Here is an 11,346-nt window from a genome sequence, read left to right as displayed (position 1 = left end):
CGCCGGGGCACGGACGCCGCGCCCTCGGCGCGCAGCCGCGCGACCACCGCATCGGCGGCCGGACTCGCACCCAGACGGTCGAAGGTCTGAAGCGCACGCAGACGATCCGCGGCCTCGCGGCTGTCGGCGAGGGCGACGGCCACCTCATAGGGGCAGCCGAGCTGTTCCCACAGCGCGGCAGCGGTGGCGAACTCGCCGCGCACCTGAGCCGCGAACGGCTCGGCCGCGCCGGGTGGGAGAGTGCTGAGGTCGCCCGCCCGCCACAGCCAGAACCCGAGCTCGCCGATCGCCCACCCCTGCCGAAGCTTCACCGCCAGCCGGAACGTCTCGGAGACGAGCGCCGGGATGCGATCGGACTCCGATCTGAGCCAGGCGGATTCGGCGAGTCCCGCCGCTGCCGGCCAGAGCCGTTGCAGGTCGCCTGTGCGGTCCGCCAGTTCGCGTGCCGCCAGCAGCGGACGCTCGGCGTCCGGTGCGCCGGAGCGGGCTCGAATGCGGCCGGCGACGGTGAGCGCCACGATCCGCGCGATCACGCCGGGCGCGTCGCGGACCGACTCGGCCAGCGCCGCGGCAGCACTCCACTGGCCCTGTTCGAAACGTGATCGTGCCAGCCACGCAGTCGCGTAGTCGGCGCTGTGGTCCAGGTCACGCTCGGCGCACCAGATGCGTGCCTCGTCCAGCCAGCGATCAGCCTGGGTGTACCGGCGGACCTCACCGGCACCGGATCCGAGGTTGATCAGCGCCGACGCCACGGCGATGTCGTCGCCGAGGCTCTCGGCGAGCGCGCGGCTGCGCACCAGTGGTTCCTCGGCCTGATCGGGATCGACGAACCACAAAGACGCGCCGACCGCGTTGAGCGCACTCGCCCGGGTGCGATCGTCACCGAACCGGGCGGCGAGTTCTGCTGCGCGGCGGCCGAGGGAGATCGCGCTGACCACCTCCCGGGCCAGCATGTGCAACTGCGCGCCCACGGACAGGGCGACCGCTTTGGCCGAGCTGTCCGGCCGACGGTCGAAACCGAGCAGGACCTCGTCGATGGCGCGACGAGCGTCGTCGCCCCGGCCCTGGCGCCACAGTGAGGTGGCCCCCGTGGCGGCGGCGCGTCCGGCGTCGTCCGGCCGGTCCAGTGCGCGCCAGATCGCCCGTGCCTGCTCGCAGGCATCGAGTGCGCCCCGGTCGTCGGCGAACGCGGTGTACTCGCGGGCCAGGCCCTCCCACGCGGTGGCCGCGGCATCCTGCGGAAGGGCACCCGAGTCGAGCGCGCGCTCGTACTGACGTGCTGCGGAACGATGCGCTCCGGCACTGCTGGCGGCCACCGCGGCCTCGATCCCGTACCTGGCGGTACGGACCGGGTCGCCTCCGCGTTCGGCATGATGCGCGAGCCGTGCGGGGTCGGCGCCACGCCGCTCGAGTTCGGCGAGCAAGCGGCGATGCAGGTCTGCGGCGACGGCGGGCGGCACGGAGTCCTCGACCGCCCGACGGGCCAGGTCATGGCGGAAGGCGATGCCGGCCGGACGCCCCACCAGCATGCCGCTGCGCAGGCACTCGTCCACCGCCGGCGGCGTGACCTCAGCCGCCGCCAGCACCAGGCTCACCTCGGCGTCGGCGCGGGGGATGAGGGCGGCAGCGTCCAGTGCTCTGCGTGCCTGGGGCCCGAGCCCGTCCGCCCGGGCCAGGACGGCGGCGCGGACACCGGCGGGCACCACGTCCGTGGCGTGCGCCTCGACCAGTGCCGTCACGAAGAAGGGGTTCCCGCCGGTCGCCGCATAGAGCTCGTCGGCATCCAGCCCGCCAGCCAACCTCGCCACCGACTCCGGTCCGAGCGGAGCGAGTTCCATCCGGCGCACCCCGGGAAGCGCCATCAGCCGGCCGAGGGCGACGGTCAGCGGATGGTCGCGGATCAGTTCGTCGTCCCGTGCCGTGACGATCACCGCCGCCCGGGTCGATCCGATCCGCCGGGCCAGGAACAACAGCAGGTCGCGAGTCGCGTCGTCCGCCCAATGCACGTCCTCGATCACCACCAGCGCCGGCGGATGCGGCGCCGCCAGCTCGGTGAGCGCCGCCGCGAAGCGTTCGTGCCGTCCGACATCACCGGCCATCACCGCGAGCAGTTCGCCGCCCGCAGCCAGCGCGATGTCGTGCAACGGCGCCAGCGGTCGAGGAGTGCTCAGCGGGTCGCACGCGCCCCACAGCAGCCGTACGCCGCGCGGGCGCATGTCGGCCAGTGCGCGCACGAGTGCCGACTTGCCGACCCCGGCCTCGCCGAGGACGAGCGTGAGCGAGCCCCGCCCGCCCACGGCTTCGCCGACGCAGGCCCGGAGCGTGTCGAGTTGGGATGCCCGCTCAAGGAGCCCGGTGCCACCCAACGCGGCCACAGGTTCGTCGGCCACGCCCACAGGATGCCACCGTGTGACGCGCCGGGACACCACCCGGACCTGCGGTCCGATGCACCCGTTCCCGTGACGTCCCGAATCACGAGATCCTGGGGTTCAGCCCGCGAGCCTTTTCCACGGGCGGGGGACGCGATCGGGGAACGAATACTACGCTGCGTAGTATGACCGAATCCCCGCTGACCCTGGCCGGTGATTTCGACGCACCGAGCCGCCAGGACTGGGAGACCGAGGTCCTCCGGGTGCTCAATCGACGCCGGCCCGAGGGCAAGGAACTCTCCATCGAGCAGGCGATGAAGCGACTCACCACGACGACCGTGGACGGCCTCGCCATCGACCCGCTCTATACCCGCGACGACCGTGATCTCGGGCACCCCGGGGTGACCCCGTTCACCCGTGGCGCTTCGCTGCGCACCGGTGCGATCCATGCCTGGGACATCACCCAGCTGCATGAGGACCCGGACGTCGCGTTCAGCAACGCCGCCGTGCTGGCCGACCTGACCCGGGGGGCCACCTCGCTGTGGCTGCGGGTCGATCCGGACGCGATCGCCGCCGCGGACGTCGCCGGCGTGCTGGCCGGGGTGCTGCCCGACCTTGCCCGGCTGCGGGTCAGCAGCCGTACCGATCAGGACGCCGCGGCCAGGGCGCTCGCCGCGTTCTGGCGGGCGAGCGGCAAGGCTGCCGAGGTGGGCGGAAGTCTCGGGCTGGATGCCCTCGGGCACGCCGCCCTGACTGGTGAGGCGGCCGAGTTCGGACCGCAGCGCGAATGGGTCGCCACCACGCTCGCCGAGTTCGGCAAGGCACGGGCGATCGCGGTCGATTCCCTGGTCTACGACGACGCGGGAGCCGGTGACGTCGACGTCCTGGCCTTCGCCATCGCCACCGGCGTCGAGTACCTGCGCGACCTGGAGGCCGCCGGCATCTCCCCCAGGGATGCCTTCCGAACCATCGCGTTCCGGGTACCCGCCAACGCCGATCAATTCATGACCATCTCCCGGTTGCGCGCGCTGCGCCGGCTGTGGGCCCGGGTGGGGGAGGTGAGCGGCGTCCCCGCGGGGGTGCGGGGCGCCGTTCAGCTCGCGGTGACGTCGTGGCGGATGGTCACCCGTGACGACCCGTGGGTGAACCTGCTGCGCGGCACCATCGCCACCTTCGCGGCGGCCGCCGGGGGTGCCGAGTCGATCACGGTGCTGCCGCACGACACCGCCTGGGGTCTGCCTACTGATTTCTCCCGGCGGATGGCGCGCAACATTCAGTTGCTGGCCGCCGAGGAATCCAACCTGGGCCGGGTCGCCGATCCGGCCGGCGGGTCCTGGTACGTCGAGAGCCTCACCGATCAACTGGCCGGACGGGCCTGGGCGCGGTTCGGCGAGATCGAGGCCGCCGGCGGCATGACGGCCGCCCTGGCCGACGGCCGGGTGGCCGAGTGGATCGAGGCCACCGTGGCGGCCCGCGGCGTCCGGCTGGCCAATCGACGGCAGCCGATCACCGGCGTGTCGATGTTCCCCGCCGTCAACGAAACCCCGTTGGACGTCCGGCCGCGGCCGGAGCGTCCGGTGTTCGGGGGGTTGGCGCCGCGCCGGGACAGTGAGCTGTTCGAGGGTCTGCGTGACCGGGTGGCTGCGGCCGATCCCCAGCCGCAGGTGTTCCTGGCCTGCCTGGGCGCTCGCCGTGACTTCGGTCCGCGCGAACAGTTCACCGCCAACGTGTTGCAGGTCGCCGGCATCGGGCACCCGTCCAGCGAGGGCGGGACGGCGTCCGAGATCGTCGCGCAGGTGCAGGCCGCCGGCGCGCGCATCGTGATTCTGTGCTCATCGGCGCGGGTGTACGCGACGCAGGCGGTCGAGGTGGCCTCGGCGCTCAAGGACGCCGGGGTGGACACCGTGCTGATCGCCGGACGCCGCACCGAAACCGGTGCCGACAATGCCGCCGGGGTCATCGCCGGCGAGATCTTCGACGGCATGGACGTCGCCGGCTTCCTGGCCGGCACCCTGGACGAGTTGGGAGTGGACCGGTGAGCATTCCGCGTTTTGACACGATCGAGTTGGGCGAGGCCCGGCCGCCGGCGGATTCCGCGCAGCAGTGGGAGGACCTGATCGATCAGGTGCCCTCGTACAGCAAGGGCTGGCAGACCCCCGAGCATATTCTGGTGCCGCCGGTCTACGGTTCGGACGCGCTGGGCGGGCTGGATTTCCTGAACACCTACCCGGGCATTCCGCCGTTCCTGCGCGGGCCGTACGCGACCATGTACGTGAATCAGCCGTGGACGATCCGGCAGTACGCCGGCTTCTCCACCGCGGAGGAGTCCAATGCGTTCTACCGGCGCAATCTGGCCGCCGGTCAGAAGGGCCTGTCGATCGCATTCGACCTGGCCACCCACCGCGGCTACGACTCCGACCATCCGCGGGTCACCGGTGACGTGGGAATGGCCGGCGTCGCGGTCGATTCGATCCTCGACATGCGGCAGTTGTTCGCCGGTATTCCGCTCGACCAGATGAGTGTGTCGATGACGATGAACGGCGCGGTGCTGCCGGTGCTGGCGCTCTACGTGGTGGCCGCCGAGGAGCAGGGGGTGCAGCCGGCACAGCTGGCCGGGACCATTCAGAACGACATTCTCAAGGAGTTCATGGTCCGCAACACCTACATCTATCCGCCGGCGCCGTCGATGCGGATCATCTCCGATATCTTCGCGTACACCAGCGCGAATATGCCGAAGTTCAACTCGATCTCGATCTCCGGCTATCACATGCAGGAGGCCGGGGCGACCGCCGACATCGAGATGGCCTACACCCTGGCCGACGGCGTCGAATACATCCGGGCCGGCGAATCGGTGGGCCTGAAGGTCGACCAGTTCGCGCCGCGGCTGTCGTTCTTCTGGGCGGTCGGAATGAACTTCTTCATGGAGGTCGCCAAATTCCGTGCCGCCCGCATGTTGTGGGCGAAGCTGGTGCGCGATTTCGGCCCGAAGAATCCCAAGTCGATGTCGCTGCGGACGCATTCGCAGACGTCCGGCTGGTCGCTGACCGCGCAGGACGTGTTCAACAATGTGGCCCGTACCTGCCTGGAGGCGATGGCCGCCACCCAGGGCCACACCCAGTCGCTGCACACCAACGCGCTGGACGAGGCGATCGCGTTGCCGACCGACTTCTCGGCCCGGATCGCCCGCAATACCCAGCTGTTCATTCAGCAGGAGTCGGGCACCTGCCGGGTGGTCGACCCGTGGGCCGGCTCGGCCTATGTGGAGCGGCTCACCTACGACCTGGCGACGAAGGCCTGGGGCCTGATCCAGGAGGTGGAGGCAGCCGGCGGCATGGCGAAGGCGATCGAGGCAGGCATTCCCAAGATGCGCATCGAAGAGGCGGCGGCCCGCACCCAGGCCCGGATCGATTCCGGACGGCAACCGCTGATCGGCGTCAACAAATACCTGGTCGACAACGACGAACCGCCCGAGGTGCTGAAGATCGACAACGCCAAGGTGCGTGCCGAGCAGATCGCCAAGCTGGAGCGGCTGCGCGCCGAGCGCGACCCGGAGGCGGCGAAGGCGGCCCTGGAGCGGCTGACCTGGGCGGCGGCCAATCCCGATCCGAGCGACCCGGACCGCAACCTGCTCAAACTCAGCATCGACGCGGCCCGCGCCCAGGCGTCCGTCGGTGAGATCTCCAGCGCGCTGGAGTCGCAGTTCGGCCGGTTCACCGCGCAGATCCGTACCATCACTGGCGTGTACCGCAGTGAGACGGGGGAGTCCCGAGGTGTCGAGGAGGCCAGGCAGCTGGTCGCCGAGTTCGAGGCGATCGAGGGACGCCGTCCGCGCATCCTGGTCGCCAAGATGGGCCAGGACGGTCACGACCGCGGCCAGAAGGTGATCTCGACGGCGTTCGCCGATCTCGGCTTCGACGTCGACGTCGGCCCGCTGTTCCAGACCCCCGGTGAGGTGGCTCGACAGGCGGTCGAGGCCGACGTCCACGTCGTCGGGGTGTCGTCCCTGGCGGCCGGCCACCTGACCCTGGTGCCCGCGTTGCGCGCCGAACTGGACGCCCTGGGCCGCGACGACATGATGATCGTCGTCGGCGGCGTCATCCCGGCGCAGGACTTCGACGAGTTGCGGGCCGCCGGCGCCGACGCGATCTACCCGCCCGGCACGGTGATCCCCGAGGCAGCCGTGGAGCTGCTGGAGAAGCTCCAGGATCGGCTGGAAGAAGACTGACGGTGTCCGCGGGGACGGTTCTCCCGGTCACCGGGGACGGTTCCTTTGGTCACCGGGGACGGGTTCCTTTGGTCACCGGGGACGGTTCCCTTGGTCACCGGGGACGGTTCCCTTGGTCGCCGGGGACGGTTCCCTTGGTCACCTTGGAACGAAAAGAACCGTCCCCCGAAGTGCGAAAGTCGAACGTCGGAGAACCGTCCCCGGACGTGCGAAAGTCGAACTTCGGAGAACCGTCCCCCGGAGTGCGAAGTCGAACGTCGAAGAACCGTCCCCGGACATGCGGGTTTGAGAGGGTGGCTGCATGCGTAGGTTGAGTCCGGACGAACTGGCCGGGCGGGTCCGGGAGGGCTCGCGTCCGCACATCGCCCGCGCGATCACGCTGCTGGAGTCGTCGCGTCCGGAGCATCGGGAGCGGGCCAAGGAACTGCTGCGGCTGCTCACCCCACACAGCGGACAGTCGGTGCGGGTCGGCATCACCGGTGTCCCCGGGGCGGGCAAATCGACGTTCATCGACGCACTCGGCATCCGGCTGATCGAGGACGGGCACCGGATCGCCGTGCTGGCCGTCGACCCGTCATCGTCACGAACCGGCGGCTCCATCCTCGGTGACCGGACGCGGATGGCGGCACTCGCCGCGTCCGACAGCGCCTACGTGCGGCCGTCGCCGTCCGGTGGGCATCTGGGCGGCGTGGCGCGGGCCACCCGCGAGTCGATGATCGTGATGGAGGCCGCCGGCTTCGACGTGGTGCTGGTCGAGACCGTGGGGGTGGGGCAGTCCGAGGTGGCGGTCGCCGGCATGGTGGACACCTTCCTGCTGATCGCGCTGGCCCGGGCCGGTGACCAGCTGCAGGGGATCAAACGCGGCATCCTCGAGATGGCCGACGTGATCACCGTCAACAAGGCCGACGGCGACCACGAGGGTGAGGCCCGGGTGACCGCCCGCGAGCTGACCATCGCGATGAAGCTGATCAGCTCCGATCCGCACGCCCGCCGTCCGCCGGTGCTGACCAGTTCGGCGCTCACCGGCAAGGGCCTGGACGAGGTGTGGCAAGCGGTGCTCAATCACCGTGCCTATCTGGAATCCAACGGTGGGTTGGAGCCGAGAAGGGCACGGCAGCAGATCGAGTGGCTGTGGTCGCTGGTTGAGGGCGAAGTGCTCGCCGGCGTCCGGGCCTCCCCACGGGTACGGGCTGCCCGGGGCGCCGTCGAAGTTGCCATCGCCGGCAACGAGATCTCGGCGCTGGAAGGTGCCGAAGAGCTCGTGCGGGGTTTCGTCGCCGACGTCCCGCGGCTCTGGCCGGACGCCTGCGACGCACTCAGTGCTGGTGGCCGGCGCCAGGCCCCGCCGCGTTGACGCCCAGCGGTTCGACGTCCAGGGTGGTCGGCTCGCTGACCTCACCGGTCTCCAGGTCGAGGACTCGGAGGGTCTTGGACGCCGGGTCGGCGACGATGACCCGATGGCCGAGCGTGGTCAGGGTCGGCCGCGCGGCGTAGAAGTCCTCGGGCTTGGTCCACGAATCGATCACCCGGATCGCCGCCTCGACCTTGCCCTTGCCCGGGTTGATCACATGCACCTTGCCGTCGGTGCCGAGCGCGATGATCCGCTTCTCGGCCCAGGCCACGGTGCCGTAGACCAGACCCAGGTCGAGCAGCTTGGTGCGGGCGGTACGGGTGTTGATCAGCGCGATGGTGGTGTCGTTGTAGCTGCCGGCGATGATCGGGGAGTCCTCCGATCCGGCGAGGTGGCTGCTGAAGCCGTCCGGTCCCTCGGCGGGCTCGTAGGCCTTGGTGACCTTGCCCTTGCGGTAGATCACCACGCCGTCGTCGCAGCCGAACGCCACCACGCCGCCGGCGGCTTCGGCCTCACCGTGGATCTTGGGGCAGTTGTTCCAGCGCTTCTCGATCCGGCCGTTGGAGGCCTTCACCCGGGCGAAACCGACCCGCTGACCGGCCTCCTTGCCGGGTGTGCTGACCAGCAGCCGGCCCTTCTCGATCGGCATCGCGACGCCGTGATGGGCCGGGAACGGGCTGAGCGTGCGGAGGGTCGCCGAGGTCTTGCCCAGGTCGGACTTCTTCAGTAGTTGGATTGTGCCGGTGCCGTCGTCGAAGATCGCCGTGGTGTTGCCGTGCGACACCACATGGCTGGGCTTGGCCGCGTTCACCCGCAGCGGGTTGAGGTGCGGGGTGCCGCGCAGATCGCCGATCTGGACGAGTCCCTTGTCGCCCTGGATGAGGAAGAAATGCCGCTGGTCCTCCGACGTGGCCACCGTCGGACGGGAGGTGGTGGCGATCCGGGCCACCGGCTTGAGGGTCCGGGCGTCGAGGGCCAGGACGCCGTCGGCGTGGGTCACCAGGATGGTGCTGCGTACCTTCGGTGCGGCCTCGGCGCTCGGCGCCGCCAGGGCGGGCAGCAGGGTTGCGGTCAGCGCGCAGGCGACCGCCAGGGATGTGCGAGTTGGTTTCATGGATGGACTATATGATAATGATACTCAATAAGTCTATCGAGGGTACTACGGTGCCCCCATGCGCAAGCCGTTCATCGAGGTCACCGCTCGCACCCAGGTGAAACGGCTGCGTGCGCTGGCAGCCCGGGCGCTGCCCGCCTGGGGGCTCGGTGACGCGTCCCTGCGGCTGCTGAACCACGGCTACAACACCACCTTCCGGGTGGACGCCGCCGATGGACGGCGGTTCGCGTTGCGGGTCAACGTGATCCCGACCAAGACCGAGGCCCATCTGCAGGCGGAGGTCGCCTGGTTGGCTGCGCTGTCGTCCGAGACCGAGCTGCGGGTGCCGACGCCGCAGCGCACCCGCGACGGGGAGTGGGCGGCCCGCATCTCCAGTCCGGATCATGGCCGCGACCTGCCGCTGGTGTTGTTCTCCTGGCTGGAGGGCCGCAATATCGGCTTCCGGCCGCGGCCCCGGCAGGCGCGCGCGGTGGGTGAGGCGATGGCACTGCTGCACGACCATGCAGCAAGTTGGCGTCCGCCCACCGACGGTGCGCTGCCGCTATTCGACAAGGTGCTGACCGATCTGCCCAACCGGTTCGGCGACCACCCCGCCCTGGACCCCGACGCCCGCGCGGTGCTGACCGAGGCACTGGCCCGCGCGCAGGAGTTGCAGGACCAGGCCTTCGCAGCGGACGACGTCATTCCGCTGCACGCCGACCTGCACGGCGGCAACCTGAAGTGGCACGACGGACGGCTCAGCGTCTTCGATTTCGACGACGCCGGGCTCGGGGTCCCCGCGCTCGACCTGGCCATCGCGGTCTACTACCTGCGCGACGACGTCGCCGCCGAGGACGCCCTGCGCGAGGGTTACGCCGGCGTCCGGTCGCTGCCGGCGGTGAGCGACGAGGTCTTCGAGGGCATGGTCGCCGGGCGCAATCTGCTGCTCGTCGACGATCTGCTCGAGCAGCAGAACGCCGATCTGCGCGCCTTCATCCCCAAGTACACCGCCGGCAGTGTGCGTCGGTTGCGCGCCTGGCTGGACACCGGCCGGTACCGCCGCGAGCCGATCTGAGCCGCGGCGCGGCACCCTCCCTGAGGAAGCGCTGATCACTCACGTCATCCCGGGCTCCGACCCGGGATCTCAGGTGGGAGGGATCCCTGATCAAGTCCGGGATGACGATGGAGAGACGTTGATCAGCGTGTCGATAACGACTTCATATCAGGGTGCCCCGCACGCCCTATCGGGGGGCGACGAGCGGCACCACGGTGGCTAGTGTGACCAGCGGTGGAGAGCTACCCCGAATCTCCACCGCAATGGGCCGATGAGGGGCCCGCCGTTCGTCTTGCTCAGGAGGCAGGTCCGTGAAGAAGTCCTTGATTGCACCGTTAGCGCTCGGTGCGTTCGCTCTCGCCGTCGCCGGTTGTGCGACCCCGCCCGCCGCATCGCCGTCGGCCGCGCCGTCCGGGGCCACCTCGAGTGTGGCCCAGTCCGATTTCAAGGCCTGTATGGTCTCCGACGCCGGTGGCTTCGATGACAAGTCCTTCAACGAGACCGCCTACAACGGCCTGACCAAGGCGGTGAGCGAGTTGGGCGTCCAGAAGGCTGAGGTGCAGTCCAAGGTCGACGCGGACTACGCCAAGAACGTGCAGTCGATGGTCGATCGGAAGTGCAACATCATCGTGACCGTCGGCTACAAGCTGGGGGATGCCACCCTGGCTGCGGCGAAGAAGAACCCCGACATCGACTTCGCGATCGTCGACTTCGCCTACAGCGACGCCAAGACCGGGAAGAACACCGCGCCGAAGAACCTCAAGGGGCTGGTCTTCAACACCTCCGAGCCGTCCTTCATGGCCGGCTACGCCGCCGCGTCACTGTCGCAGACCGGCAAGCTCGGCACCTTCGGCGGCGCCAACATTCCAACCGTCACCGCGTTCATGGACGGCTACGCCCGCGGTGCCGCCTACTACAACCAGGCCAAGGGTACGAAGGTCACGGTGCTCGGCTGGGACACCGCCAAGAAGGACGGCACCTTCATCGGCGGCCAGGATCCCTTCGGTGACCTGCCCGGTGGCAAGAAGGTCGCCTCCAACCTGATGGCGCAGGGCGCCGACATCCTGCTGCCGGTCGCCGGCCCGTCCGGCGAGGGCGCACTGCAGGTCGCCAAGTCCAGCAACGGCAAGGTCGCCTCGCTGTGGGTGGACACCGACGGCTGCGTCAGCCAGGAGCAGTACTGCGCGGTGATCCCGTCCTCGGTCGGCAAGGCCATGGACGTGGCCGTGTTCGAGGCGATCAAGGCCGCCAAGG

7 protein-coding genes are annotated in these 11,346 nt (G+C 69.9%); 5 read left to right on the top strand and 2 right to left on the bottom strand.

Annotated features, from left to right (window positions below; all coding sequences use genetic code 11):
* Window positions 1-2,390 (bottom strand): ATP-binding protein (locus tag QM624_RS11410; RefSeq protein WP_415091864.1); only part of this gene is annotated, 2,390 nt, incomplete at its 3' end.
* A gap of 164 nt (window positions 2,391-2,554) precedes the next feature.
* On the opposite strand from QM624_RS11410, the gene QM624_RS11405 reads away from it, so the two are divergent.
* The 3 genes from QM624_RS11405 (at window position 2,555) to meaB (ending at window position 7,948) form a co-directional block, all read left to right on the top strand.
* The gene (locus QM624_RS11405) at window positions 2,555-4,408 is read left to right on the top strand and encodes a methylmalonyl-CoA mutase family protein (RefSeq protein WP_415091862.1); all 1,854 of its coding nucleotides are present in this window, start codon (window positions 2,555-2,557) and stop codon (window positions 4,406-4,408) included.
* The gene (scpA, locus tag QM624_RS11400; RefSeq protein ID WP_415091860.1) at window positions 4,405-6,594 is read left to right on the top strand and encodes a methylmalonyl-CoA mutase; all 2,190 of its coding nucleotides are present in this window, start codon (window positions 4,405-4,407) and stop codon (window positions 6,592-6,594) included. Before QM624_RS11405 ends, scpA begins: the two co-directional genes overlap by 4 nt.
* 301 nt (window positions 6,595-6,895) lie before the next feature.
* Complete coding sequence (meaB, locus tag QM624_RS11395) at window positions 6,896-7,948, top strand: methylmalonyl Co-A mutase-associated GTPase MeaB (protein ID WP_415091858.1); 1,053 nt, start codon at window positions 6,896-6,898, stop codon at window positions 7,946-7,948.
* Here meaB and QM624_RS11390 read toward each other — a convergent pair.
* Complete coding sequence (locus tag QM624_RS11390) at window positions 7,911-9,059, bottom strand: hypothetical protein (protein ID WP_415091856.1); 1,149 nt, start codon at window positions 9,057-9,059, stop codon at window positions 7,911-7,913. The genes meaB and QM624_RS11390 overlap by 38 nt on opposite strands.
* Before the next feature lie 58 nt (window positions 9,060-9,117).
* Here QM624_RS11390 and QM624_RS11385 point away from each other — a divergent pair, with 58 nt between their 5' ends.
* A complete protein-coding gene (locus QM624_RS11385; RefSeq protein ID WP_415091854.1) occupies window positions 9,118-10,113 on the top strand; it encodes a phosphotransferase enzyme family protein in 996 nt (331 codons plus the stop codon).
* A gap of 290 nt (window positions 10,114-10,403) precedes the next feature.
* On the top strand, window positions 10,404-11,346 hold a 943-nt coding region (locus QM624_RS11380), incomplete at its 3' end, for a BMP family ABC transporter substrate-binding protein (RefSeq protein WP_415091852.1).

This window comes from Micropruina sp. (assembly GCF_047606365.1).
In the GTDB taxonomy this organism is placed as follows: domain Bacteria; phylum Actinomycetota; class Actinomycetes; order Propionibacteriales; family Propionibacteriaceae; genus Micropruina.
This window is presented reverse-complemented; position numbering and strand designations above follow the sequence as displayed.